Source organism: Pseudomonas sp. S11P7, assembly GCF_023195435.1.
In the GTDB taxonomy this organism is placed as follows: Bacteria; Pseudomonadota; Gammaproteobacteria; order Pseudomonadales; family Pseudomonadaceae; genus Aquipseudomonas; species Aquipseudomonas fluorescens_G.
Genome location: NZ_JALPKS020000002.1, coordinates 3171181 through 3197393, shown reverse-complemented (window position 1 = coordinate 3197393; position 26213 = coordinate 3171181). Strand labels below are relative to the sequence as shown.

The following is a 26213-nucleotide window of genomic DNA, read 5'->3' as shown; positions in this document are numbered from 1 at the left end:
TTCAGGCCGCCGTTGCTTCGACAGGTGGACGGGAAGGTTTGCGCAGCGCCGCCAGGCGTGAGCCGCTGTAGCGGGTTTCGCGATAGAAGCGCCAGCGGCCGAACAGCGTGTAGATATTCATGATCCGCTGTTGTTCGGTATAGCCCATGCGCAGGTGCAGCTTGAGCGCCGGGATGTTGCTCGAATCACAGACATCGACCACTTTGCTGCAGCCCTGCACGGCCATGGCCTGCCACAGGCGCACTTGCACATCGACAGACAATGCGGTGCCCCAGTAGGCGCGGGCCATTTCCCCACCAAATTCGAAAAACTCGCCGGGCTTCACCGGGAACCGGCAACAGTAGTAATGCCGATCAAAATAATCGCGCGGCGTGCCCCAGATGAACGCCACGGCATCGCCGTGCTCGTCGACATGCATATGCCCGGTGTGACCTTCACTGGCCAGCTCGGCCATGACGCCGACACGGTCGCCGAAGTAACGGGTGAAGGCGCTGGCGTTGTCCGCGGTGATGTTCATTACCCGCAGTGGCGGGTAAGGCTTGAGGCTGTACGGCGGCACGGGACTGACCAGGTCGCGCTCCATCCACAGCAATTGCCGATGGGAAAAAACATACATTCTGCGGATCTTCGCCAAGGTCGCTCGCAGGCCTTTACGACGGATATGTCCGCTGAGTTTTTTCAAGATATCCATGGTCTCTTCTCCTGATGAAGGTGCCACGCGCAGCATGACGCTTGCAGGGCAGTAGGGCGGTTCATGAAGCGTTCCAGGTCAGGGCAAACAGGGTTTGCCCCGGTAATTCGAAACGCACACGCCCGTTTTCGCAGGCAAACGGTGCGTCGCGGGCGCGATTGTCAACGCCGAAGAAACTCAAGGCTGCGTGGTCAAGCGGGCACTTCGCACCGCTCAGATCAACGCGTTGCAGGCGGGTAGTTTTGTTTACCCCAAGCAATGTGCGCTGCTCATCGCCGGCCATCGCCAGCACATCCACTTCGAAAGCGTCGTTATCCAGTTGCAGCACGTGCGGCAGCCAATGCCGGGCGATGAATTGCTGGGCCAGGCCCACCGGTTTCAGCTCGAAGCGACCGTCGCCCGACACGCGCGCCATGCCCTTGGCATAGGGCGGTTCGTCAGCGGCCTGAAACCAGTTGAGCATGCTCAGCAGACCATCCTGAGAAGCGTTGATGACGACCGAGGCCCACCACAGCGCGGTGTAGTGAGTTTCCTGATCGTACGGGCTCAGGCTCGAGCCGCTGGACAGGTTGGTCTGATCGAGCAGCAAGGCTTTGCGCGGTTGACCGTTTGCGTCCAGACCCACCAGATCGGCGGCGCGGCGCACGCTGTCGCGGTAGACCCGGGTTGCCAGCAGGTCGCGAACCATCCATTCGTGCCAGGCCAATGCGTCGACCTGATCGGCGGATTCGCTGAGTATTCGGCGGGCCCAGTCGATGCCGCGTTTGCCGGCTGCGTTGCGCGTGAACGGCCCGTTGACCAAGCGTGAAGTGGCGGGCATGGCGATGCGCACGCCGGCCTGGGCGTTGGCCGGGTCGCTGCGCACCTGGCGAGCCATGCTGACAAAAATCGCCCGGTAATCTTCGTAGCTCGAATAGTTGAGGTTCGGCTCGTCGGCGAAGCCGATGTAATGCGTGCCTTGACCATCCAGTGCGCGCGTCGCGGCGAGCCACGCGTCAAGACCGTTGCTGCTTTGCCCGTCGGCGCGCAGATTGGCCTGGCGCCCGGTGCCGGCGAGCAGGGTGATGTCCTGACGGATGCCGAAGCGAGTCTGATAGAGCTGACGAACCGGGTCTGCAAAACCGGCATTTTTCGAGGCAACATCAACGTAGCTGTAATAACTCGCCGCGCCCGGTTTCAAGGCATCCAGTGCGGCATGGCTGGCGGCGGGCGGCATGAGATTGGGCAGGGCAATGCCCAGATCGGGAGTGCGCCCGAGGACTTTATTGTGCAGGGTCAGCCGTACCTGACCCGGCTCTTCACGCAATGGCTGGAGCTGCTGCGGATGCTGCGCAAACAGGTTGGCCGTGCCATCGAGCCAGAACGCCGCTCTGCCGCTGCCCTGCAGACGCAAGCGCCAGATCTGGGCCTGGTCGCTGACCGGCAAGGCCACTTGATCGAATTGCCAATAGGCGGGGTGGCGCGTGAGGGCCAGCGACAGTTGTTGGCCGTCCTCCACGCGCTGTGCCTGCAGTGCGTTGACACCGCCATGGTATTTGCCGTTCAGCACCGCGCGTTCGCCCGGTGCGACCCGGAAAAACAGCTCATCGCCACTGCGCGTTTCGACACTGAAGTGCACCTTGGCCGGACTGAACAGCGCCACGGTCTGGTCGTCATGCTCGACGCGGTAACTGCGAAAGCTGTAGCCGGGAATCTCCAGGCGATAGCTGGCCGCTCCCGGCACCAGCGGCCAGCGCTGCGAACCGCTGACCTCACTGGCCTTGATGAAGCGGTCACCTTGCAATCGGCCGTGGCCGTCGAGCAGGTAGATATGCTCTTCATTGGCCTCGGCCTGCCACGCCGGAACCCAGCTCACCGTGACGGTATCCGGACGATCAGCTTGCAGATACAGGCTGCCGTCGCGGATGTCGCCCCACTGCATCGGCGCAGCGAAGCCGTTCAGCGACATGCCGAGTCCGAGCAACAGGGCCAGGCGATTCATGCGGCTTTCCGACGGTGCAACATCAGCCACATCGGGCTGATGTCAGCGGGCAGGATGAACAGCGTGTTCCAGAACTTGACGCCGCTGAGTTTGCAATACAGCACCAGCATCGCCAGGGTCACTGCCAGGTAGGCAATCGAGGACGCCGCCGCTGCGCCGACGATGCCGTAGCTCGGGATCAGCAACAGATTCAACGCCAGATTGAGCAAGGCACCCACTCCCATCATCAGCGATACAGTGGCGGGCCGGTTCTTGCCGATCAGGTCCAGGCGCAGAATGCTCGCGTAGCACAGACCCAACAGCCCCGGCAGCAATGCCAGCAACGCCGGGTACGCCGGCTGATAGGCGACACCGAACAAGGTGACGATCAGCCACTCGCCGATCAGCGCCATGCTGATGCAGGCGCCGAGCATCACCGTGGCGGTGAGGCGCAGCGCCAACGGCGTGACCTTGTCCATGCCTTTGTCCTGTTGCAGCAGACGTTTCATCAGCGGTGTGGTGACGGCTTCCGGAACGATCAGCAGCAGTTCGGCGGCGGCGCTGGCCATGGCGTAATGGCCGAGCGCGGTGCTACCCAGAAGGGCCCCGATAAACAAGTAATCGGAGCGCAGAATGACCTGTTGGAACAGCAGATCCGGATGGCTGCGCGCACTGAATCGCAGCAGCTCATTCTGGCTCGCACGATTCCATTGCAACTGAGTTGGCTGTGCGCGTTTGAGCCACATCCAGCCGACCAGCACCACCAGGCTGATACCAGCCAGCCAACTGATCAGCGCGGCTTCCAGTGCGGCCTCTTTCCACATCCAGAACAGCGCCACAAACAGCAGCAACGGCGCCAGCGATTCGATCAGGCGCAGGACATTGAACGCGACCACACCACCCGAGGCGTTGTGCAAGGTCAGCAGGCCGCTTTTGAGCACCGTCAGCGGCACCGCCAGCAGCAACAGCCACGCCAGCAACCCGAGTTGCATCGTGACGTCGAGTTCGCTGCCGAACTCTCGCGCCAGCGCCACCACCAGCAACGTCAGCAGCCCGGCCAGCAGACAGCCGAACACCAACACCTGAGCGAGCAACAAGCCCATCGGCCGCTGATTGGCCGCTTGATAGCCGACCGCTGAATTCAAGCCGCCGCTGGTGGCCGCGCTGATCAGATCCGGCAGGGTGCTGAGCAGGGCGAACAAACCGCGCTCGCTCGGCCCGAGAATCCGCGCCAGCAACACATTGCGCAGCAGGCGCAAGGCGATCATCGCCAATTTCGTGCCCATGCTCAGGGCGAGGTGCTTGAGGTAGCTGCCGCGACTCATGGCCGTGCCCCGCGAAAGATCCGTAACGACAACAGTTCCGGATTGCGCGCGGTGCGCTGGCTGACGCCGAAGCGTGGCAGGTTCAGCGGATCGCCGGCGCCGCGATAGAGTCCTGTGGTGGTGCCCAGGGCAAACGGATAGTCGTGATTGGCAACCTGCTCACGCACGCGCTCATCGTTGTCACCGTTGGGGTAGCAATACACCGGCAATGGCCGATTGCAGCCGTTCTGCAAGGCACCGCGGCTGCGGCTGATTTCTTCGTGCAGACGCACATCGTCCAGTCCGGTGAGGATCGAATGACTGGCGCCATGTGGGCCAAAACGCACCAGACCGGAGGCTTCCATGGCGCGTACCTGATGCCAGTCCAGCGCTTGCGGCAGAGAATCCGGCGGGCACTCATTGGTCAGACGTTCAAGTTCCTGCGGATCAAGGCTCTTCAGCCCCTGCAGGTAATGCAGCAGCGCCAGGCTGCGCCGGTCGACATCGATATCGTCGAGCAGCACCGGCAACGGATGACCGGTGATGCGCAAGTGCTCGATCAGGTGCATGCGGGCCTTTTCGCCATGACTGCCCCACAGCGTTTCGCCCACGCTTTCCCACCAGAAGCGTTGCCGGCTGCCAATGAAATCGGTGGAGAGAAATATGCTCGCCGCCACCTGATGTTTTTGCAGCAGCGGATAGGCGTTCACCGCGTTGTCACGCCAGCCATCATCGAAGGTCAGTGCCACGCGCGGGCGCTCGGTGCGCAGGGCGTTGGGCTGCAGCAATTCCATCAGCGGCACGCAATCGAAATGCTTGCGCAGCCATATCAGCAAGTGTTCGAACGCCTGCGGGCCGACGCACAGTTCATTGCGATGCGGCAGGTTGGCGGCACGGTCGTTGCCCAGCACCCGGTGGAGCATCAGGATGACCCCGGCCCCGTGCAACTGGTTGCGCCCCACCGACGAGTTGAGATAAAGCCAGCCGCTGGTGCGTTTGAGCAATTGTTTGATCGCCATGGCATGCGTCCTCTCAACGATTCTGGTCAGGGTTCCACTGCGCGTACCGTTGCCCGCGCAGGAACTGCCACAGGCCGGCGCTCATGCCGGCCAGCGTCACCAGCAGGAATGCCGCAAGGCGGAACGGTTTCGGCAAACGGTGTTGTGAATCCAGCAGGCCGGCGATGGCAATCGAGTAACCGATCAGTTGCGCGACCAGACTCAGGCGATAGAAACCGTGTTCGTTCCACAGCCAGAAATTGCTCAGCAGCAGCGGCAGCAACAGCACCGGCGCCAGTCGACGGATCAGTTTGTGGCTGATCAAGGCGATGGCATACAGGCCGTGCTTGAACGGATTGAGCAGTTCGCGGCGTTGCGCCAGGCTCTGCAGGCCACCGACCGTGACCCGCTGGCGGCGACGCCATTGCTTGTCCGCTTCGTCGACGCCCTGATCGATCACCTGGGCCTCGGGCACGTAGACGATGCGTTTGCGCGCCACCGGTGCGCAGGTACTGATGAAGAAATCATCGTTGACCTCGGCCGGCACGGGCTGGAACAACTCGCGGCGCAGCGCAAGCAGCGCGCCGTCGGCGGAGACCATGCAGCCGGTGCGATTCTCGACCCGGCGCAACCAGCCTTCGTAGTGCCGATAGAGGCTGTCGCCGATGCTCAGGCCGCCACCGGTAACCGGAATGACCATGTGCCCGGCACAGGCCCCGACTTGTGGATCGTTCAACGGCGCGAGCAAGTGCCCGAGGGTGTCGCGCGACCATTGGTTGTCGGCGTCGGTGAACACCAGAATGTCGCCATTGCTCACGGCAACCCCGGCATTGAGCGTGGCGGCTTTGCCCTGGCGCGGCAGGTCGAGCACGGTAACGCGCGGATCGATCACTTTGTGCGCGCAGGCCACGGTGTCATCGGTCGAACCGTCGCTGGCGAGAATGATCTGCAGCGTGGCCGGCTGATAATCCTGGGCCAGCAGCGTGCGCAACTTGTGCTCGATATGCCGCGCCTCGTTGTGCGCGGCGATGACGATGCTGATGTTCAGCGGCGGTGCCGGGGCATGCCGCCAGGCCGGGAACAGCGGCGCGAGCAAGGTCAGCAGCAACGGATAGCCGATGTACGCGTACACCGGCAGCAACAGGCACAGGCAAAAAATGAGTTCAGCCACGGGCGGGCCTCCTGGCGTTCCAATGACACAGACCGAGAATCAATGCCGCGCTGGCCAGGTGCAGGCGCACCCAGTGCAGGCCCCAGAGTTGCAACGTCAGACCGAGGTTTTGCTGGCGAATGCTTTGCCGCACGCTGAGCAGCAGACTCGGCAGCAGGCCCAGCATCAGCAGCAGCAACGCCTGATTCGCGTAGCCCGTGAGCAACGCCAGGATCGCCAGCGCATCGAGCAACCACACCAGCACTGACAGCAACGGAAAACGCAGCAGGCGCAGGCTCATGCCATGTGCGCGCAGCAATTGCAGGTGACTGCCCTGACGCCACAGTTCCTTGCCGATCCATTCGCGCCAGGTCATTTCATAGCCCCAGTGCAGGGCGACGCTGCTATTGACCGACAGCAAACGCGCGCCGTGTCCGTGCAGACGCAGGGTGTATTCCTTGTCCTCACCGGTGCGCAGGGTTTCGTTGAAACCGCCGGCATTGTCGAACCACTGCTTGCGCATCAACAGGTTGGCACTGGGCAGCCAGTGCACGGTGCGTGTGGCGCGGCTCGACGGACGCAAAGAGCGGCGCTGCCAGGCTGCGGCGAACCATGGCGCGGCGGCAGGGGTGTGCAGGTCCAGGCCGAAGACGTCGCCCTGGTCGTTCGCAGCCAGGGCGAACATCTGCTTGAGCCAGTCCTCGGGCATTTCGATATCGGCGTCGATGAACGCCAGCCAGTCGCCGCTGGCAACCGCGGCGCCACGGTTGCGCAAGGCGCCGATCAGCAGGCCGGGCAGCACCAGAACCCGTGCGCCGAATGCGCGGGCGATCTGTGGCCCGTCGTCGGTGGAGCCGTTGTCGACCACGATCAGTTCACAGTCGATGTCGGCGGCGTGCGCCGCTTTGCGCGCGGCCAGCAGGGTGCGGCCGATGTGCCGGGCCTCGTTGAACATCGGCATGACAATGCTGATCCGGCTCATGTTCTGACCTCCGTCAGCGGTGCCTGCTCGGCTTTCAGGCGCAGTACCCAGGTCAGTGCAAGCATGATCCACAGGTATTTCAGGTTCGGCGCGCTGAGGAACATCAGGAACAACGTCAACGACAGAAAACTCATGCCCAGGTGGGTCACCAGATCCGCGTGCAGCCACTCGCGCCGCTCAAGCCACGCGCCGCGTGCGCGGATCAGGTTGAAGAAGCCCTGCACGAGCATTCCGACAAACAGCAGTCCGGCGGGAATGCCCAGTTCGCTGAAAATCTCCAGATAGGTGTTGTGCGCCCGCCGATACAGGTCGCCGATCTTGCGGTTGGCCGAAAACGCCTTGGCATAACCGGTGGTTGCGTAGTGCAGCGGGAAGGTGCCGGGGCCGGAGCCGAGCAGCGGATGCTCGCGGATGATCTGGCTGCCGACGACAATGTACGAGGCACGACGGCCGAGGGATTCGTCCTGCGCCTTGGCGCCGGCGCTGAGGATACTCAGCGACTGGATGCGTGCCAGATAACCGGCCGGCATCGCGTAGATCGCCAAGGGCAGAATGATCGCGGCGCCGAGCATGGCAAAGCCGAAATGCCGTGGGCGAATGCGTGTCAGCTGCTGGCGGTAATGCCAGACACCGATTGCCAGACTCAAGGCCAGTACCACCAGGCCTGAGCGCGACTCGGTTTTGGTCATGCCGCCCAACAGCAAGAGGCAGCAGCCCGCCCAGAACAACCGGTGCAGCAGGTTCGGGCTGCGGATCACCAGCAGCAGACCCAGCGGCACGGCGAAGGCGATCAGCAAGGCAAAGGCGTTAGGGTCTTCGAGCAGGCCGGCGGCACGACCCTTGTCCTGGAATCTGCTGGAAAACATCGCCATGGCACAGGTTGCGCTGACGCTGAGGGTGACCAGTCGGGCGAACAGATCCAGATTCAGTTCACGGCCGATCAACAAGGTGATGACAAACAGCAGCAGGCCCACGCTCAATTCACGCAGATGACTTTGTGACATGCCCAGGTTGTCGGTGGCGAACAGGCTCAGCATATACAGCGCCATAAAGCCGATCAGGTAACGCCACAGGTTGCTGCGCAGGCGCTGCGATGGAATCTGATGCAGCGCCAGTTGCAGCATCACGATCACCGCCAGCGAAGCACCGAGCAACTTGCTGCCGGACACTGAACTGTCCTTGAAGAAACCTTCGAACGGCACCAGCGCGGCAATGCCGAGCAGGCCCCAGGTCGGCTTGCGGTACAGGACGGTAAAGCCGACCAGACCAATGACTGCCCCCGGTGCCAGATAGGGCCAGGGACTGGCCAGCAAACCCAGGCTGACCAGTGCGAACAGACTGACGATCGAGAGCGGGAAAATCATGCGCGTGTCTCCCGTGCCGTATGGATGTACAGCTGCGACCAGCGTTCGGCCAGGGCCTTGAGGTCGTAGCGTTCCTGTTGTGTGCGTCTGGCGTTGTCGCGCAGCTGCGCGGCCAGTTTCGGTTCGGCCAGCAAGGTGTCGAGCTGGCGGGTGAGGGCGGCGGTATCGGTTGGCGGCGCGAGCAGCCCGTTCACGCCATGCTGCAAGACATCGGGAATACCGCCGACCGCGAACGCGACCACCGGCACGCCGGCCTGCATCGCTTCAAGCAGAATCATCGGCGTGCCCTCGGTGCGCGAACTGATCACCAGCGCATCGAGTTGTTGCCACCAGCCTGGCATCGCCGTCTGATAGCCCGGCAGACGAATCCGCCGCGGCAAACCGGCAGCGTTGATGCGCGCCTGCAAGCTCTCCCGTTCCGGGCCGTCACCGAGCATCACGGCGTCCAGTTGCGGGTGCTGGTGACACAAGGGAATCAGCGCATCGAGAAACAGATCCGGGCCTTTTTCACTGCTCAACCGACCGACGTAACCGGCCAGCCAGCGTTGCCGATCCGCCACCGGCGGCATGGCTGGCGCCGCTGGCAAACCGTTGGGAATCACCTGTAATTTCTCCGCCGGCACGCGGGCCTCGAGGTGCAGCGCGGCGATGCTTTGCGCCACGCAAACCACCCGTTTCACCGCTGCGGTGCGGCACAGTTGCAGGCTCAGCCAGGTGTAGAACTTTTGCTTGCGACTGCGCGGCGTGAACCCGTGTTGAGTGATCACCAGCGGCAGGTGCAACAGCGTTGCACCGACCCAGCCGAACAACAGCCCTTTGAAGTTGTGCGTGTTGAGCAACGGCTTGTCGCTCCGGCGCTGCCGCAGGTGCCGCAACAATTCGCCCAGCCCGGCGCAGTAGCAAGCGTCCACCCCAGCCTCACGAAAGCGCGCGATCAGCTCTGGCGGCGCGTCGAGAAACAGCACCTGGTGCTGCCCCGGCGTGGCCAGGCAATGATCCAGCAACATTCGCTCGGCCCCATAGAAGCCGCCGCTGCTGAGCAAATGAATGATCGGCAGGGCGACGATTGGGGTGGACACCGCGTTCAATTGCGCACCCAGTGAACCAGGCTCGGCATGGTCCAGTTCTTGTGCGGATTGCCCGCCTGTGGTGTTTCTTCGTTGAGCACCAACAGCACCGGCAGGCCCAGTTCGTGACTGATTTGCGCCGGATGCTTGAAGCGATGGTCGAAGAACTCACGTACGTAGACGAACGCGATTGCCAGCAACAGCCCGGTGAACAGCCCGAACGGGATGATCAGCATCGGCTTGGGAAAAGCCGCCTCGGTCGGTTCATACGGCGGGCTGAGGACACGAGCGTTGGACAGATCGTTATCCAGCGCGCGGGTCGTGCTGCTTTCCGCAAAGCGTTGCGCATAGGTAGAAAACGCCGCATGCAACGCGCCGATCTCGGTGTCCATCTGGCGCAGCTTGCTTTGGGTCTGCTGCAATTGATGGATGCGATTCTTGAACTCGGCAATGCGCGCGGTTTTCTGCTCGATGACCTGGCTGACCACCGACAAGTCGATCGTGCGTTCCTGGATGCGGTTGTTGACCACTTTGAGGAACTGCTGGCGCGTGCGGGCAATCTGCTCGCGGGCCAGCAACATCGGCTCGCTGCCTGGCTGGAACACCGCCAGGTCATTCATATAGCGGCTGACTTGAGTGGTCAGCGCCTCGCCCATCTGCCTGATCTCGCGGTCCTCGAACGCGATGTTGTCCACCGTCGTGGTGAAGGTGAACGGGAAGGTGTAGTCATTGAGTTTGTTGGTATTGGCGGCGGCCAGACTGGTTTTCAGGTAATCGAGCCAGCGCTGGCTTTGCAGCAAGCGATCGCGATACAGGTTGAGCGCCTGCTCTTCGGTGTTGATCGCGTTGAGGCGGAAGGTGATTTCCTCTTTCGGATCGGACGAACCGACGCTTTCCAGCAGGCCCAGCCTCGCGCCTTCGAGGCCATCGAGCCGCACCTGATATTGATGCTTCTTGGTCTCGTAGAACGAGTGCGGCAGCTCGATCGATTGCAACGCCTGACGATCGACCAGATAGTTTTGCAGCAACGCGGCCACGAACATCGTGCCTTGGGCGGGATCAGGGAAGCTGTAGACGATCGAGATGACATTGGAACCCGGCAGGGTTTCGATCTTCAGATTGTCGATGGCTTCCTGGGTCAAGCCGTCCAGCGCCGTGTCGCGCACCGGATCGGTTTGCATGCCCAGTGCATCACGCAGCGGATTGATCACGTACTCGCGCAGTGGCGTGCTGACGTAACGCTTGAACGGCTCGCCGGCCAGCTTGCTGAGCATCCCCGGCGGCGGGTTGTACTGGCCGTTGTCGCGCAGTTCGCTGATGGTCTGACGGATCAGCGCCGGCGAACGGAGGATATTGCTCTCGGTTTCCATGTCCGCCAGCGATGGCGGAATGAAGGTGGCGTTGTCCTGGGTCAGCGAGGTGGTCGCATCGCCCTGGGAGAGTTTTTTCGACTGCACGATCACCTGCGCGGTGATATCGAAGCTCTGTTTGAGCAGCAACGGCAGCAGCAGGGCGATCACTGCAAAGGTCAGGAAGATGCGCTTCACCAGTTGCTTGTTGGCGAAGAAAATCCTGAAGAACTCGTGCAGGTAATTTTCTTTTGGGTTCATGTCGGTCACCTGAGAGTCAGTTGTCACTGCCTTTGTTGTCGACGCGGTAGCCGAAGCTGAAACCGACGCCCTGGAACAGCACCACATCGGCCAGTTGGCGGGCGAGTTCGCCGGCGCTGGCCAGTTTGGTTTTTGGCACGTAGAGCATGTCGTCCGGCTGCAGATAAGCGATTTGTGGGGCGTCGCCGGACAAGGCCTTTTCGACGTCGTAGTTCATCGCCTGCACCTGATTGCCGTTGCGCCGCATGATCACTACCGAGTCGAGCCGCGCCTTGACGTTGGTGCCTCGCGCCAGGGTTAGTGCCTCGAGCACCGATACCGGTCGACGGATGGGGTAGGAGCCTGGCTGCGCGACTTCGCCGAGCACGTAGATCTCATTGCCGGCAGTGGACTTGAGCAGCACGTCGACGGTCATCCGCCCCGGCAGTTGCGCGTACCTTTGATTGAGGAAGGTTTCCAGCTGGTTGACCGTCATGCCTTGCAGCGGCACGGCGCCGATTTCCGGGAAACTCGCATAGCCGTCGGTGCCGACGGTGATCTCGCGGCTCATACCGGTGGCCGGGTGGTTCAACGCGCTTTTGAGGTTCTGCTCGTTGCTCAGCGGGCTGAGAATCTGCACCGCGAGCTGATTGCGGTTGGGCTGGAACAGTTGCTTGCGCTCATACGCGCGCTGGATTTCCTGCCGCGCTTCTTCGCTGGTCAGCCCGGCGATTTTCACTGAAGTGTTAGCGCCCGGCAGTTCGATTGTGCCGTCGGGCAGCACCAGTTGCGTGCCGTTAAGCTGGCTGGCGGCGGTGAAGTTCAGGCCGATCTGGTCACCTGACTGCACGCGGTAAGCATCCGAGCCACTGGTGCTGATGTGGAAAATCACATCGAGCACGTCTTTCGGGCGCAGGGTCTGCTCGACTCGCGGCATATCGGTGGCCTGGGCATTGGCCGGGGTGGCGGTGAGGATATTCACCGGCATGTTGCGGGTCTCGGAAGTGCTGGAGCAGCCCGCAAGCGGCAGCATCAGCAGGACAAGCATTTTGGCGTTCATGGCGTCATCCTTCGCGTTCGCTTACAGGTTTTTGTAAAGCCATTTGGGCATGTAGTACTTGCGCCGGTTGAACACGCTACCGACCACTTTCGCCCCGGCCTGGGTCAGGCGTTGCACGGCGGCCTGGGCGACTTCCCAGCGGGTGTCTTCGGCGCGCACGACAAACACCACACCATCGACTTGCGTACTGATGACCAGCGTGTCGGCGGCGGAATACACCGCGTCGCCGTCGATCACCACAAAGCGGTACTGGCTGCCCAACTGGTCGAGCAACGGGCTCAGGCGTTCGGCGGTCAGGTGTTCCAGCGTGCGGATCGGCCGGCCGTTGGGCAGCACATGGAACGGCAGGCTGGAGGTGTGCACCACGCAATCCTGCAACAGCGGCGGGTTGCCCGAGCTGAACAGCAAGTCACGCAGGCCGCGTTCCTTGCTCAGGTTCAACTGCTGGGTGAGGTTGCTCGTCGACTGGCTGGCATCGACCAGCAGCACCTGGCCGCTGCTCATTTGCGCCAGCTGGCTGGCCAGCGCCATGGCACTGGTGGTGGTGCCCGCGCCGGGGTTGGCGGCGGTCAGCAACAGGATCCGCAGATCGAGATCCAGCACGGTCGACGTCAGGTTCGATTCGCTGGGATTGGCGATGCTCAGGCTTGTATTGGTTGAACCGTCCATTAGCTTGCTCCGTGGCCGCTGAATACTTTGAAGGGGGTTTTCAACAGAATCTTCAGATCAAGCAGAAGGCTCTGCTCGGCGATGTAGCTGAGGTCCAACTCAACGCGCTGGTCGAAGTCGATATTGCTGCGTCCGGAGATCTGCCACAGGCCGGTCATGCCGGGGTAGATGCTCAGACGTGCGAGGTGATTGTCCTTGTAGCGATAGGCGTTGAACGAAGTCGGGCGAGGGCCGACCAGGCGCATGTCACCGGTTACCACGTTGATCAGGTTGGGCAGCTCATCAAGGCTGGTACGCCGCAGAATTGCGCCGATGCCGGTGACGCGCGGGTCCTTGTCGATCTTGAAGTCGATGGCGTCGGCCCCGTGTTTGTTCAGGTGTCGCAGCGATTCCTTGAGTTCTTCGGCGTTGCAGACCATGGTGCGGAATTTGTACATGCCGAACTTGCGGCCGCGATAACCGGTGCGCTTTTGCACGAACATCACCGGGCCGGGGCTGGTGAATTTGATCGCCAGCGCCAGGCCCAGCAGCAGCGGCGAAATCAGCAGCAGGATCAGCAGCGCGCCGAAGCACGCGACCACCCGATTGGTCCGCGACAATTGCCACGGTCGACCGCCGTCGCGGCCGCTGAGCCAGCCGCGGCCCTGGCGGTGAATCGCCGCGTCGAGGCGCATGCGATGTTCAGGATCGACGCGCTTGTCGGGGCGCATCTGCGCAATCGCCACACTTTTTTCATGTCCAGTCATGAGGTCCTCCGCATTCATTCAGCCGCAAGCGGCGCACGAGCCGTGGGGTAGTAGCCGCGAAACCAGGCGATGAATCGCCCCAGCCCTTCGTCCAGCTCGATCCGGGGCTGGAACCCGGTGGCCTGGGCCAGATCGCTGGCCTCGGCGCAGGTGTTGAGCACGTCGCCCGGTTGCAGTGGCAGCAGCTCGACAATGGCTTGTTGGCCGAGGTGTTTTTCCATCAGGGCCAGGTAGGTTTTCAGCGCGACCGGCTGCTGCCCGCCGATGTTGAACAGCCGCCACGGCGCCATGCTGGTGGCCGGGTCGGGTTGTTCGCGATCCCACTGCGGATTGGCCTGCGGGGGCTGGTCGATGAGGCGCGCGATGCTTTCGATGATGTCGTCGATGTAGGTGAAGTCGCGCTGGTGCTCGCCATAGTTGAACAACTTCAGCGGCGTGCCTTCGCTGATCGCTTTGGCGAACTGGATCGGCGACATGTCCGGCCGGCCCCAAGGCCCATACACGGTGAAAAAGCGCAGGCCGGTGCAGGGAATACCGAACAGGTGGCTGTAGCTGTGCGCCATCAGCTCATTGGCTTTCTTGGTCGCGGCGTACAGCGACAACGGATGATTGACGCCGTCCTTCACCGAGTAGGGCGTGTGCTGATTGGCGCCGTACACCGAACTCGACGAGGCGTAGATCAGATGCTCGACCGGGTGATGTCGGCAGCTCTCCAGAATGTTCAGAAAACCGTTGAGGTTGCTGTCCAGATAAGCCCGTGGGTTGTCCAGCGAATAACGCACCCCGGCCTGCGCCGCCAGATGAATCACCACTTGCGGTTGTTCGCGGGCAAACAGCGCATCGATGGCCGAGGCGTGCGCCAGATCGACCGTCGCCAGCTGGAAATCGCCAACTTCTTCGCGCACCCACTGCACGCGATCCTGTTTGAGCTGCGGATCGTAGTAGTGGTTGAAATTGTCCAGGCCAACCACCGTGTGCCCGTCACGCAACAGGCGCAGCACGCAGTGGGCACCGATGAAACCGGCCGCGCCGGTGACCAGCACCTTCATGGCCGCAGCCCTTCAGGAGCGATGTGGCGCAGACCGATGCCACTGTAATGCAGGCCGGCAGCCGCCACCTGTTCCGGGTTGTACAGGTTGCGCCCGTCGATGATCACCTTCGAGCGCAGTTTCTCGGCAAGCAGTTCGAAGTCGACCACACGGAAATTTTTCCACTCGGTACAGATCACCAGCGCGTCGGCATCTTCCAGGGTGTCGTCGCGGGTCGCACACAGGTGCAGGTCGTTGCGATAGCCATAGAGGCGGCGGCATTCGGACATCGCTTCCGGATCGTAAGCCTGCACGCTCGCGCCCTCGGCCCACAACGCGTCCATTAAATAACGGCTGGGTGCCTCACGCATGTCGTCGGTGTTGGGCTTGAACGCCAGGCCCCAGACCGCGATCGACTTGCCGGCCAGACCTTGAGGAAATTGCGCCTGTAGTTTGCTGAAGAGGATGTGCCGCTGGCTGTCGTTGACGTCGGTGACGCTGCGCAGCAGTTTCAGCGGCATGCCGTTGTGTTCGGCGGTATGCAGCAGGGCGCGCAAGTCCTTGGGAAAGCACGAACCGCCAAAGCCGCAACCGGGATAGATGAAGTGGTAGCCGATACGCGGATCTGAGCCGATGCCTTTGCGCACGGCTTCGATGTCGGCGCCGAGCAGTTCGGTGAGGTTGGCCAGCTCGTTCATGAAACTGATGCGCGTGGCGAGCATCGCGTTGGCCGCGTACTTGGTCAGCTCGGCGCTGCGGTTGTCCATGAACATCAGTTTTTCGCGGTTGCGGCAGAACGGCGCGTACAGCTCGCTCATCTGCTCGCGGGCCGCGTCATCGTGGGTACCGACGATGATCCGGTCGGGGCGCATGCAGTCGGCGAGGGCACTGCCTTCCTTAAGGAATTCGGGGTTGGAGACCACGCGTACCGCTAGCCCGGTCTTGCCGCGGCGCAGCAACTCGCTGTTGGCCGCGGCCAGAACCTGATCGGCCGTGCCGACCGGCACCGTCGACTTGATGATCAGGGTGCGATCGGCCTCCATGAAACCGGCGATCTGCCGGGAGACGTTGAGCACGTGGCTGAGATCGGCCGAACCGTCTTCGTCGGCCGGGGTGCCCACGGCGATGAAAATCAGCTCGGCATGCGCCACCGCATCGCTGGCCTGGGTGCTGAACATCAGGCGGCCGGCCTTGATGTTTTCTTCCAGGGTGGCGGAGAGACCCGGTTCGCTGATAGGCGGCACCGCTTGTTGCAGTTGTCTGATCTTGTTCGGGTCAATGTCGATGCATAAAACCCGATGACCGACATCTGCAAGTGCGGCGGCTTGTATAAGTCCAACATAGCCCGTGCCAAATACGCTCACGTCCATCTGCGCACCTCGATAAAACCAAAAAGTTAACTACGGAAAGAGATTGTTAAAGGGGTATAGCGCAGCGTTTGAAAAACGTGTCAGCAAAATGACATGTTGCAGCGGTATAACACTTGAGTGCATTTTGGCGATTGGCCATCAAGTCATTGCTGCGCTTGAAATTGTTCTGTTAGTGCAGATTTGTTCAGATTTCAAATAAGCGATAAACGGTCGTAAGCCTTTAATTTAAAGGCTTGTAGCGCCTCGCCTGTGTCAGATTTGAGTCATCGTTTTTTTGACACTAAATCCGGCTATCAGTCATTTCTTGCGCTTTTATTTCCGGGTGCTAGTGTCAGCTTCTGGCTGACAAACCTTTGACTCCTAGCCGTTTCGTACGACCGGTATCGCCATGTTCCGATTTGCCAAAGAACTGCTGTTAATTGCCTGGCTGTTGCTTTTCTCCGGTTATTACATTGACCGGTTAAATGCTATCGGGTGGAGTTTTAATGTACTTATTTTTGGCGCGATGTTTTTGGCGCTGACATTTGCGTTGTATTTAACAGCCTATATACGACAGGCGCTCATCCGCCATGCATTCGCATTGACGATGTTTGTTTCGGCGGTTTTCTTTGATGTGTATACCCGCGTCACCGCTGACTACCTGAGGTACAGCGATTTCGTCTCGCTGGTGTATTCCGGCGGCTTCATTCAGGAAGCGGCGTATCAATATCGCGAGGCGATCCTGCGTAGCGTGCTCGGCGGGTTATTGCTGCTGTTCGGCATCGGACTCAAGCCACGGCATGCGCTGGTGATACCAAACGCTTGGAGAGTGGCGGCGCCGTTCGCCGGCGTGCTGATGCTCAGTGCATTGCTGTTTCTGCGCGCGGGTGAGGGCGCCCGCGGCTTGCCGATCCCGTACACGCCGCTGGCCTACCTCAACCTGTTTGCCTACGAAGCGCTGCACGACAGCGTCGGCCCGCGCGAGCCGGTCACCCTGACGCGCAGCGCGCCTGCGGTTGCCCACGACATCGTGCTGATCATTGACGAAAGCATTTCCGGCAATTACCTGGACATCAATGCGCCGTTCGGCGTGCACAGCAACCTCAAGCAGGCACCGGCCGGGGTCGACATCTTCAATTACGGCTACGCCGCGTCCATCGCCAATTGCAGCGCCGACACCAATGTCACCCTGCGCTACGGCGGCACTCGCAACGATTACATGCGCATCAACAGCACGCTGCCGTCGATCTGGCAGTACGCGAAAAATGCCGGGCTGCGCACGGTGTATATCGACAGCCAGCGCACCGGCGGCAACCTGCAGAACCTGATGACCGCGAGCGAAAAAACCGACATCGATCTGTTTGTGCAATTCGACCAGACCAGCGTGCGCGACCGCGACATGGCGGCCGCGGCGAAGTTGATCGAACTGCTCAACGATGACACGCCAGAGCTGGTGGTGATCAACAAGGTCGGCGCGCATTTCCCGGTGCATGACAAATACCCCGACGCGTTCATGGCGTACCGGCCGACCTTGCCACGCGGGCAGTTCACCGAAGTCGCCGACACCGGTGAGCGCGCCGGTTTCAACGGTCAGCCGGATGACTGGGTGTTGTACCGCAACGCCTACAAGAACACGGTGTTGTGGAATGTCGGCGAGTTCTTTGCGCGAGTGTTTGCCCAGGCGAAGCTCGACAATGCGCTGCTGATCTATACCTCCGATCATGGCCAGGATTTGCATGAACGGGGCAACCCGGGCTTGAACACTCATTGCGGCGGCGACCCGGTGGAGGAGGAGGGGCTGGTGCCGCTGGTGGTGATTTCCGGCAGCGGGTTGAAGACTCTGGACTGGTCGGCGCAACTGGCGGCGAACAAGGATCGCTCCAGCCACTACAACATTTTTCCGACGCTGTTGCAGTTGATGGGGTATGACCTGGCGGGGATCGAGGCGGTGTATGGCAAACCGCTGAGTGTGTCGACCGCCGATGATTTCACCTTCAACTATCGGTTCAATGCGCGGTTGGGGGCTAAACCTGAGTGGAAGCACATTGATCTGGGGAGCATTGTCACTCCGGGGCAGGCGCCTGCGAGTGTGGCGGTTGGGCAGTGATTTTGGGTGGGCCTTATTGTTCGTGGTTATGAGGGGTTGATTGGGGACATATCCGTTGCTGCGGGTGTTGCAGCTGGCGGTTTCGCCCTTACGGCGAGTCCCTTTTTCAGACGCCAAAAAGGAACCAAAAGGCTTTGCTCCTGCGTCCGGCCCTCGCAGGCTCGGGTTCCTTCGCTGCGGGATCGCTCCGGGCGCAGCGGCTACGGTTTGCTGCGCTGCACCTCCTTCCGCTGTGTCTGGCTACGCCAGACGGTCGCTGCGCTCCCACGCCCGGATCAATCCCTCCACTCAGCCTTCCGATGTCGCCGGTGACGCAAGATCAAGAGCACGCGAGCTAACGCTCATTGTTGAGTGGTTAGAAGCGGGTGGTTGGTTGGGGATTGGTGGTGTGGCTGCCCCTCACCCCAGCCCTCTCCCGAGGGAGAGGGAGCCGATCTTTGGGCTTTTCAAGTTGTGTGTACAACCCGGTATTGCATGTTGGCGTACGTCTGCCAATCAACGCGGTCAGTCCCCTCTCCCTCCGGGAGAGGGTTAGGGTGAGGGGCTTTTGATTTTCAGGACTGAGTCAAACATCTGCCTGACCTCCACCTTCGCCAGCAGGCCGGCTCTCAGAGGTTGACCGCATTCCAGCTGAAACAATGCGATCAAATGTGGGCGCTTGCCTGCAAGCGATGAGGCCTTCCCGAGCGACGCCAATAACAAGCGGGGTAACCCTGTCGAGCTCTATCAATGCGCACAAAACCGGTCCATGCCGCTATCCTTGGCCCAGGCTCATTGATCAGGTTCAGCCATGCTCGAGGTTCGCAACGTCTACAAAAGTTACTCCACGCCGCAAGGTTCGCTGCCGGTGTTGCAGGGTGTCGACCTGTCGCTGGCGGCCGGTAGCAGCCTGGCGCTGATGGGCGAATCGGGCAGCGGCAAGAGCACTTTGCTGCATCTGGTCGCCGGCCTCGACAAGGTTGATCGCGGCAGCATTCACAGCGGTGAACATCGGCTGGAGTCGATGAGCGAGGCGCAACTGGCCAACTGGCGGCGTACGGAAATCGGTCTGGTGTTTCAGCAGTTCAACCTGATCGGCAGTTTGCGTGTTGAAGACAATCTGGCGTTTCAGGCGCGGCTGGCCGGCCGTCATGAGCCGCGCTGGCAGGCGCATCTGGTACAGCGTCTGGGCCTGGGCGATTTGCTCAAGCGTTATCCCGAACAACTTTCCGGTGGTCAGCAGCAGCGGGTCGCGCTGGGCCGGGCGCTGGCGTCGCAGCCCAAGTTACTGCTGGCCGACGAACCGACCGGCAGCCTCGATGAAGCCACCAGCGATGAAGTGCTGCGGCTGTTGCTGGAACTGCTCGATGACACGCCGACGACGTTGCTGATGGTCACCCACAGTCCACGGGTGGCGGCGCGCCTGGCGCAGCAAGTGGTGCTGTCCAGCGGGCGCCTGACGTGAGGGTTTTCCGGCAGACGCTGCGCGCGCTGCTCAGCCATTGGCGGCGTCATCCGGTGCAGTTTTTCAGTGTGCTCACCGGGTTGTGGCTGGCGACCAGCTTGCTGACCGGCGTCGAGGCGTTGAACAGCCAGGCGCGCGACAGTTATGCGCGGGCCAGTCAACTGATCGGCGGCGAACCGCAGGCCAGCCTGAGCACACCGGGCGGGGCGACGTTCACCCAGCAATGGTTCGTTGATTTGCGCCGCCAGGGCTGGCCGGTGTCGCCGCTGTTGCAGAGCCGTTTGTTGCTCAAAGGTCACGAAGACCAGCGCCTGCAATTGATGGGGATCGAACCGGTGTCATTGCCGTCTGACTCAGCGGTGGCCGGGCAGGCCATGCCGATCGAACGGGTTGTCGAATTCTTCACGCCGCCGGGCAGCACGTGGATTTCCGCCGATACCTTGCAAGCGCTGCAACTGCGCGAAGGCGCTACGCCGCAGGCAGTCAACGGTCAGATTCTGCCGCCGCTCGTGGTCCAGAAAGACATGGCCCCCGGCGTGTTGCTGGTGGACATCGGCGTGGCGCAAACCGTGCTGGAGCAACCGGGGCAGCTATCGCGAATGCTGCTGCCGAAGGATTTTCACGCCGAGTTGCCGGCCTCGTTGAAAGGCCAGTTGCAACTCAAAAGCAGCGGCGAAGAAAACAACCTCGCGCGGCTGACCGAGAGCTTTCACCTCAATCTCGATGCGTTGGGCTTTCTGTCGTTCGTGGTCGGTTTGTTCATCGTTCACGCGGCGATTGGCCTGGCGCTGGAACAGCGCCGTGGCCTGTTGCGTACGTTGCGCGCTTGCGGCGTCAGTGCGCGGATGCTGATTACTTGTCTGATCGTCGAACTCGGCGTGCTGGCGCTGCTCGGCGGCGTATTTGGCGTGATCAGCGGTTACTGGCTGGCCAGTGTGTTGCTGCCGGATGTCGCCGCCAGCCTGCGCGGTTTGTATGGCGCGGAAGTGGCGGGGCAGTTGCGTTTGAGTCCTTGGTGGTGGTTCAGCGGCATCGGGTTGAGTCTGCTCGGCGCCTTGCTCGCCGGCGCCAGCAGCCTGTTGCGGGCGGCGCGTCTACCGTTGCTGGCGGTCGCCGATCCGCAGGCCTGGCACGAGCAATATTCCCGCTGGTTGCGTCGGCAGGGTTGGTTGGCGGCGGGGTTGCTGGTGATTGCACTGGCGGCGCTGATCTGGGGCGACAGTTTGAGCAGCGGCTTCGTCTTGATGGCCGGGCTGCTGCTCGGCGCGGCGCTGGCCTTGCCGGTGTTGCTCAGCGCGCTTTTGAAGCCGTTGCTGGGGCGCAGCCGTTCGGTGTTGGGGCAGTGGTTTCTCGCCGATTGTCGGCAGCAATTGCCGGCGCTGAGTCTGGCGCTGATGGCGCTGCTGCTGGCGCTCGCCGCCAACATCGGCGCGGGCAGCATGACCGCCGGGTTTCGCCAGACCTTCAACGACTGGCTCGAACAACGCCTGAGCGCCGAGCTGTACATCAACCCGAGCAATCCGGCCCAGTCGCGGGAAATGTACAGTTGGCTCAAGCAGCAGCCGAATGTCCGCGCGGTGCTGCCCAACTGGGAGGTCACGGTGACCCTGCAAGGCTGGCCGGCGGAGCTGTTCGGCATCGTCGATCATCCGCATTATCGCCAGCATTGGCCGCTGCTCGAAAGCAACGGCAGCGACCCGTGGGCGCATCTGGCGACAGACGATGCGGTGATGCTCAGCGAGCAACTGGCGCGCCGGCTCAAGGTGCGCGCGGGCGATCGGCTGACGATTCCCGCGCCAAATGGCACATGGTCGCCGCGCATCGTTGGTATCTACGCCGATTACGGCAATCCCAAGGGCCACTTGCTGGTCAACAGCAATCACCTGCTGCGTGGCTGGCCGCAACTGACGCCGAACCGTTTCAACTTGCGCATCGACCCGCAGCACATTCCGGCGTTCCTGAACGCCTTGCAGACACGTTTTCAACTGGACGACAGCCGCATCATTGATCAGGCGCGGCTTAAAGGCTGGTCGCTACAGGTCTTCGAACGCACCTTCGCTGCGACGGCGGCGTTGAACAGCCTGACCCTGGCGGTCGCGGGCGTCGCGTTGTTCATCAGCCTGCTGACGCAGAGCCAAAGCCGTCTCGGCCAGCTCGCGCCGCTGTGGGCGCTGGGCGTAACGCGGCGGCAACTGATGCTGCTCAACCTCGGCCAGACCTGGCTGCTGGCGGTGTTGACGCTGATATTGGCGTTGCCGCTGGGCATTGCCCTGGCGTGGTGCCTCGATGCGGTGATCAACGTCCAGGCGTTCGGCTGGCGCCTGCCGTTGCGCGTGTTCCCGTGGCAACTGCTGCAACTGATGGGGCTGGCGTTGCTGGCGACCTTGCTTGCTTCGGCGTGGCCGCTGTATTCGCTGTACCGTACGCAACCGGCGGATCTGCTGAGGACCTTTGCCCATGAGGATTAAGCTCGTCGCGCTGCTGGCCGCGCTGCTGGCCGCGCTGTTGCTGACAGCTTGCGATCAGTCCGTACCGCAACAGAAGGGCTTTGCCGGTATGGGCGCGCAGGCGCAGGCGTTCACCCCGGTGGTGCCGGGGCGGGTGTTCAGTTTTCCGGCGGATCACGGCGCGCATGATGGCTTTCGCATCGAATGGTGGTACGTCACGGCGAATCTCAAGGATCAGCAAGGCAACGATTTCGGCGTGCAATGGACCTTGTTTCGCAGCGCCTTGAAACCCGAGGCGGAGCAGCCAGGGTGGGGCAACCAGACGGTGTGGCTGGGGCATGCAGCCGTGACGTCGAGCACGGTGCATCACGCCGCCGAGCGCTACGCACGCGGTGGCGTCGGGCAGGCGGGTGTGCGCCTGGCGCCGTTCGAGGCATGGATCGATGACTGGATGTTTGCCGGCAAGGCGGCGGACCCGTTGAGCGACATGCAGCTGCGCGCTCGCGATAAAAACTTCGCTTATGACCTGCGGCTGACGTCCAGTCGGCCGCTGGTGTTGCAGGGCGACAAGGGTTTCAGCCAGAAGTCCGAGCAGGGTCAGGCGTCGTATTACTACAGCCAGCCGTTTTTTCAGGCCAGCGGGACGCTGCAGATTGATGGTCAGACTTACACGGTCAGCGGGCCAGCGTGGCTGGACCGGGAATGGAGCAGCCAGCCGCTGACCGCCAATCAGACCGGTTGGGACTGGTTTTCCCTGCATCTGGACAGTGGTGAGCATGTGATGCTTTACCGGATGCGGCAGAAGGAGGGGGCGGCTTATCTGACGGGTACGTGGATTGCTGCGGATGGGCAGATTCAGACGTTGCGCAGTGAGCAGATCAGTCTTGTGCCGCAGGACACGGCTGAGGTTGCTGGGCGGTCGATGCCGGTGAAGTGGTGGGTCCGTATTCCTGACAAGCGCCTCGACATCAGCGTCGATGCGCTTAATCGTGACGCGTGGATGGATTTGCGTATTCCTTATTGGGAAGGGCCGGTGGGGATTGGGGGAGTCATGCGGGGCGGGGATATCTAGAGATGACCGGGTATTGAGTTGTCCCGGTTTTTCGTGGACGGCGCGATAGATACCCTTGTGGGAGCCAGCCTGCTGGCGATGGCTTTCTTTCAGGCGCTGGTTTTCTATTTTTTGTGTACATATCCGTTGCTTCGGGTGCTGCGGCTGGCGGTTTCGCCTGACGGCGACTCACTTTTTTCAGACGCCAAAAAAAGTAAGCAAAAAACGCTTGCTCCTGCGTTCGGCCCTCGCAGGCTCGGGTCCCTTCGCTCCGGGATCGATCCGGGCGCAGCGGCTACGGTTTGCTTCGCTGCACCTCCTTCCGCTGTGTCTGGCTGCGCCAGACGGTCGCTGCGCTCCCACGCCCGGATCAATCCCTCCACTCAGCCTTCCGATGTCGCCGGTGACGCAAGATCAAGATCAAGAGCACTCGAGCTAACGCTCATTGTTGAGTGGTGAGAAGCGGGTGTTTGGCTTGGGGTTTGCGGTGGATTCGCCCCTCACCCCAGCCCTCTCCCGAGGGAGAGGGGGCCGGTTTTGGTTGGTTTTGAAATTTGCATTCGACTCGGTATTGCATGTTGGCGTATGTCTGCCAATCAACGCGGTCAGTCCCCCTCTCCCTACGGGCGGTCAGACGTTTCGGGAGGGCTAGGGTGAGGGGCTTTTGATTTTTCTGGCTGTTTCAAGCCTCACCCAGCAATCCCTGTCCGCGTTCTACCGCTGGGCAAACCGTCCGGAACTCTCTCCGCCACCCGCCGCTCTACCCAGAAACCCGCGAATTTCCGGACTCACCATGAGCGACGACTTGCAATCCCCAGACCTCAATACCTGGCAACGCCTGTACGACGATCAGTCCTATTGGCAAAACTCCCCCGACGCTCACTATCTCGATCTGCAGCGCATCGCCGACGATTTGCTCGGCCAGGGCGCAATCGATCTTGAACAGTGGCAGCTCATGCGCGCCAAGGCCGATGATCTGCACAAGGACTCACCCGCGGTCAACGTCGCCCGCGAACTCGACGACCCCGAAGCTTGAGGATTCGCCCCATGAACACTACTGTCAGCCAGAACGACAATCCCGATGAACCGCGCCCGGCCGGTGAAACCGAGCGTGACAATGATGCTCTGCGGCCGACCGATCCCAAGCAGCGACAGGGCAGCAAAGGCACACCGAGCGGCGAATCGACCGCTCAGGAGACTGCAAAGCCGCACACGCGAGGGCCACAAACGCAAGTCAAGCCCTGAACAGCGTCTATGCTCACTGGCACGCCCGCTGCTGAAGTCGCTTCGGCGGCGGGCGTCGCCATTTCATAACAGGGAAAGTCATGCATATGAAGCTCGACGCACTGGCCAAGGCCATCACGCTCGCAACGCTCCTTTCTGCCACCAGTTTCGGCGCCTGGGCTGCCGATATTCCGTTGTCCGCCACGGTTGAAGCGGATGTCGTCACTACCAAAGTGCTGGCGGTTGATCCGGCCAATCATCAGGTGGTGCTGGAGGGGCCGGAAGGCGCGAAAGTCCACGTTCAGCTCAGCGACAAAGCGAAGAACCTGGCCAATCTCAAGGCCGGCGATCTAGTGAAGATCGAGGTGCAGCGTTCTGTTGCCGCTTATCTGGATACCGATGTGGATAAAGGTCTGCCGGGCACCACCGAGCGCACCGGCGAATTGCGCAAGGCGCCGGGCAGCGACAACCCCGGTGGCGAGGCTTACCGGCAGGTACAGGTGCAGTTGAAAATCAGCAAAATTGATTTGAAGTCCAATCAGGTCACGCTCCAGAACCCGTCCGGACAATCGAAGACGCTTGATGTGAAGAAGCCGGAGATTCAAGCCAAGCTCAAGGATTTGAAAGTGGGGCAGAGCGTTATTGTCACTTACACCGATATCCTGAAAGTGACCAGTCAGCACGATACTTGAGTATTAACTCTACAAGATGATTGTTCTTGTACAGCTTTGTGTATGAGAACAATCATATAAAAACTGCCGTAGGAAGTTTCCCGGTAAATATCGACGAGACACACTTTTTAACTTCCCAGTACAAAAATTTCATGTTCCAGCCTGACGACATATCCGCCAACTTCAATTAAAATCCTCCCGGTTCGCCCAGTGTCAGGGCTCTTTACCGGTGCATGGATTGCCAGGCCATTACACTGGGCGAACACCTGTTTTGATCGATGTATACAATTTTCCGCTACAAAAAGGGCGACTGAAAAGTCGCCCTTTTTTGTTGCTTCGCGTTACGCCGAGGCGTGCATGTCTGTTTTGCCTTGTTGTACCTGGAGGCGCCTCAGCGTGGCCTGGTACATCTTCGTCCGCCGGTGGTTATCCCCGTAAATGCCTGCCGCAGCGACGGTGCCGGCCTGGATGTGATCCAGATAACTGAAGATCTTGCGCGGTGAGAGGAACTTGATGCCATAGCCCAAACCGCTCATGCGATCTTGCAGGGCATAACCGGGAACTTGATCGTCCATACAGAAGTGCAGGCCCAGCGATTTCATCAGACGCGCATTCCACAGTGTGCAGAAACTTTTCAAATGCGTTTCTTTATAAGGCCGCGGCTGTTTCGAGCGCATGCCAAGATGCAGTTTCGCTCGACGAACATGGTGCTTGCAGAATCGCGAAGTTAACCGCCACGTATCGCGCAGTAATCCGCGGTTGAGTTGTTCGACACAACCCACCGCCGCCATGTCCGGCGACTTGACGCATTCGCGCATCATCATCGCAAACACTTCCTTGTCGTAGACAAAAGTGTCCGTATGCAGCAAAAACAGATAATCGGTTTCAACTTTGGCCAAGGCCAGATCCAGCGCCTTGCCGTGGGCAATATGTCCCGCTTCCTTGCCCGGCGACGGACGCTCGATCAAATTGATCCAATCCAGCGACCGCAAGTAATCGAGGCTGGCATCCGCCGAATCGTTATCCACCACCCACACCGGAATGCGCTGCGCATGAACGTGCTCACGCAGCAGTTCGAGGCACATCCGGGTAATGTCAGCGGTTTTGTAATTGACCAGGACCAGGCTGAAGTTCGCTGGCGGCTGGCTGGAGAAATCGAAGGCTTGCATCTCGGAAGAATTCATTCACGGCTCATGACGACAGGGTTCATGAGGCGCGATGCTAGCGAGGGAAGCTTAGGCGAAGCTTAATTTGCGGGTATCGCGCTGCCCGTCGACATGCGCGTTGCCGCGGAGCATTAATCCACCACAAA

Annotated in this window: 21 protein-coding genes and 1 pseudogene; 7 read left to right on the top strand and 15 right to left on the bottom strand. The window is 61.2% G+C overall.

The genetic code is table 11. The annotated features are described in order from the left end of the window. Position 1: 1 nt before the first annotated feature. From M0746_RS14605 to M0746_RS14540, 14 genes are all read right to left on the bottom strand, one after another. A complete protein-coding gene (locus M0746_RS14605) occupies positions 2 to 691 on the bottom strand; it encodes a GNAT family N-acetyltransferase (protein ID WP_258449691.1) in 690 nt (229 codons plus the stop codon). 61 nt (positions 692 to 752) lie between these two features. Further along, positions 753 to 2672 carry a hypothetical protein gene (locus tag M0746_RS14600; protein ID WP_258449690.1) on the bottom strand — a complete coding sequence of 640 codons (1920 nt, stop codon included), beginning with the start codon at positions 2670 to 2672 and terminating at the stop codon, positions 753 to 755. Further along, the gene (locus M0746_RS14595; RefSeq protein ID WP_258449689.1) at positions 2669 to 3976 is read right to left on the bottom strand and encodes an oligosaccharide flippase family protein; all 1308 of its coding nucleotides are present in this window, start codon (positions 3974 to 3976) and stop codon (positions 2669 to 2671) included. Before M0746_RS14595 ends, M0746_RS14600 begins: the two co-directional genes overlap by 4 nt. Beyond that, positions 3973 to 4974 (bottom strand): polysaccharide deacetylase family protein, encoded by a 1002-nt coding sequence (locus M0746_RS14590; protein ID WP_258449688.1) that lies wholly within the window; start codon positions 4972 to 4974, stop codon positions 3973 to 3975. The genes M0746_RS14595 and M0746_RS14590 overlap by 4 nt, the downstream gene beginning before the upstream one ends. A gap of 13 nt (positions 4975 to 4987) precedes the next feature. Continuing rightward, positions 4988 to 6124: a glycosyltransferase gene (locus tag M0746_RS14585; protein WP_258449687.1), complete on the bottom strand. Its 1137-nt coding sequence runs from the start codon at positions 6122 to 6124 to the stop codon at positions 4988 to 4990. After that, complete coding sequence (locus tag M0746_RS14580; protein WP_258449686.1) at positions 6117 to 7085, bottom strand: glycosyltransferase; 969 nt, start codon at positions 7083 to 7085, stop codon at positions 6117 to 6119. Before M0746_RS14580 ends, M0746_RS14585 begins: the two co-directional genes overlap by 8 nt. Then, the gene (locus tag M0746_RS14575) at positions 7082 to 8449 is read right to left on the bottom strand and encodes an O-antigen ligase family protein (protein ID WP_258449685.1); all 1368 of its coding nucleotides are present in this window, start codon (positions 8447 to 8449) and stop codon (positions 7082 to 7084) included. The genes M0746_RS14580 and M0746_RS14575 overlap by 4 nt, the downstream gene beginning before the upstream one ends. Beyond that, positions 8446 to 9537, bottom strand: coding sequence for a glycosyltransferase family 4 protein (locus M0746_RS14570; RefSeq protein WP_258449684.1), 1092 nt, complete (start codon positions 9535 to 9537; stop codon positions 8446 to 8448). Before M0746_RS14570 ends, M0746_RS14575 begins: the two co-directional genes overlap by 4 nt. Then, positions 9534 to 11126: a GumC family protein gene (locus M0746_RS14565; RefSeq protein ID WP_258449683.1), complete on the bottom strand. Its 1593-nt coding sequence runs from the start codon at positions 11124 to 11126 to the stop codon at positions 9534 to 9536. Before M0746_RS14565 ends, M0746_RS14570 begins: the two co-directional genes overlap by 4 nt. 16 nt (positions 11127 to 11142) lie before the next feature. Then, positions 11143 to 12165 (bottom strand): polysaccharide biosynthesis/export family protein, encoded by a 1023-nt coding sequence (locus M0746_RS14560; protein WP_090282722.1) that lies wholly within the window; start codon positions 12163 to 12165, stop codon positions 11143 to 11145. Between the two features lie 21 nt (positions 12166 to 12186). Beyond that, positions 12187 to 12834 (bottom strand): CpsD/CapB family tyrosine-protein kinase, encoded by a 648-nt coding sequence (locus M0746_RS14555; RefSeq protein ID WP_258449682.1) that lies wholly within the window; start codon positions 12832 to 12834, stop codon positions 12187 to 12189. Continuing rightward, positions 12834 to 13580 carry a sugar transferase gene (locus tag M0746_RS14550; RefSeq protein ID WP_258449681.1) on the bottom strand — a complete coding sequence of 249 codons (747 nt, stop codon included), beginning with the start codon at positions 13578 to 13580 and terminating at the stop codon, positions 12834 to 12836. The genes M0746_RS14555 and M0746_RS14550 overlap by 1 nt, the downstream gene beginning before the upstream one ends. 14 nt (positions 13581 to 13594) lie before the next feature. Continuing rightward, positions 13595 to 14629 (bottom strand): NAD-dependent epimerase, encoded by a 1035-nt coding sequence (locus M0746_RS14545; RefSeq protein ID WP_258449680.1) that lies wholly within the window; start codon positions 14627 to 14629, stop codon positions 13595 to 13597. After that, positions 14626 to 15978, bottom strand: a complete 1353-nt coding sequence (locus tag M0746_RS14540; RefSeq protein WP_258449679.1) for a UDP-glucose dehydrogenase family protein — start codon at positions 15976 to 15978, stop codon at positions 14626 to 14628. Before M0746_RS14540 ends, M0746_RS14545 begins: the two co-directional genes overlap by 4 nt. A gap of 388 nt (positions 15979 to 16366) precedes the next feature. On the opposite strand from M0746_RS14540, the gene M0746_RS14535 reads away from it, so the two are divergent. The 7 genes and pseudogenes from M0746_RS14535 to M0746_RS14505 all read left to right on the top strand — a co-directional run bounded on the left by M0746_RS14535 (position 16367) and on the right by M0746_RS14505 (position 24922). Continuing rightward, on the top strand, positions 16367 to 18064 hold the full coding sequence (locus M0746_RS14535; protein ID WP_258449678.1) for a sulfatase-like hydrolase/transferase: 1698 nt from the start codon (positions 16367 to 16369) through the stop codon (positions 18062 to 18064). 790 nt (positions 18065 to 18854) lie between these two features. Next, complete coding sequence (locus M0746_RS14530) at positions 18855 to 19508, top strand: ABC transporter ATP-binding protein (protein ID WP_208937919.1); 654 nt, start codon at positions 18855 to 18857, stop codon at positions 19506 to 19508. Continuing rightward, positions 19505 to 21976 (top strand): ABC transporter permease, encoded by a 2472-nt coding sequence (locus M0746_RS14525; RefSeq protein ID WP_258449677.1) that lies wholly within the window; start codon positions 19505 to 19507, stop codon positions 21974 to 21976. Before M0746_RS14530 ends, M0746_RS14525 begins: the two co-directional genes overlap by 4 nt. Next, positions 21966 to 23044 (top strand): annotated as a pseudogene (locus M0746_RS14520) (lipocalin-like domain-containing protein). The gene M0746_RS14525 and the pseudogene M0746_RS14520 overlap by 11 nt, the downstream one beginning before the upstream one ends. 755 nt (positions 23045 to 23799) lie before the next feature. Further along, positions 23800 to 24042, top strand: a complete 243-nt coding sequence (locus M0746_RS14515) for a hypothetical protein (protein WP_258449676.1) — start codon at positions 23800 to 23802, stop codon at positions 24040 to 24042. Between the two features lie 11 nt (positions 24043 to 24053). Further along, positions 24054 to 24251: a hypothetical protein gene (locus M0746_RS14510; RefSeq protein WP_208937914.1), complete on the top strand. Its 198-nt coding sequence runs from the start codon at positions 24054 to 24056 to the stop codon at positions 24249 to 24251. Between the two features lie 86 nt (positions 24252 to 24337). Then, on the top strand, positions 24338 to 24922 hold the full coding sequence (locus M0746_RS14505) for a hypothetical protein (protein WP_208941122.1): 585 nt from the start codon (positions 24338 to 24340) through the stop codon (positions 24920 to 24922). A 320-nt stretch (positions 24923 to 25242) separates the two neighbouring features. On the opposite strand, the gene M0746_RS14500 is transcribed toward M0746_RS14505, so the two are convergent. Then, the gene (locus M0746_RS14500) at positions 25243 to 26070 is read right to left on the bottom strand and encodes a glycosyltransferase family 2 protein (RefSeq protein WP_258451485.1); all 828 of its coding nucleotides are present in this window, start codon (positions 26068 to 26070) and stop codon (positions 25243 to 25245) included. Between the last annotated feature and the right edge of the window lie 143 nt (positions 26071 to 26213).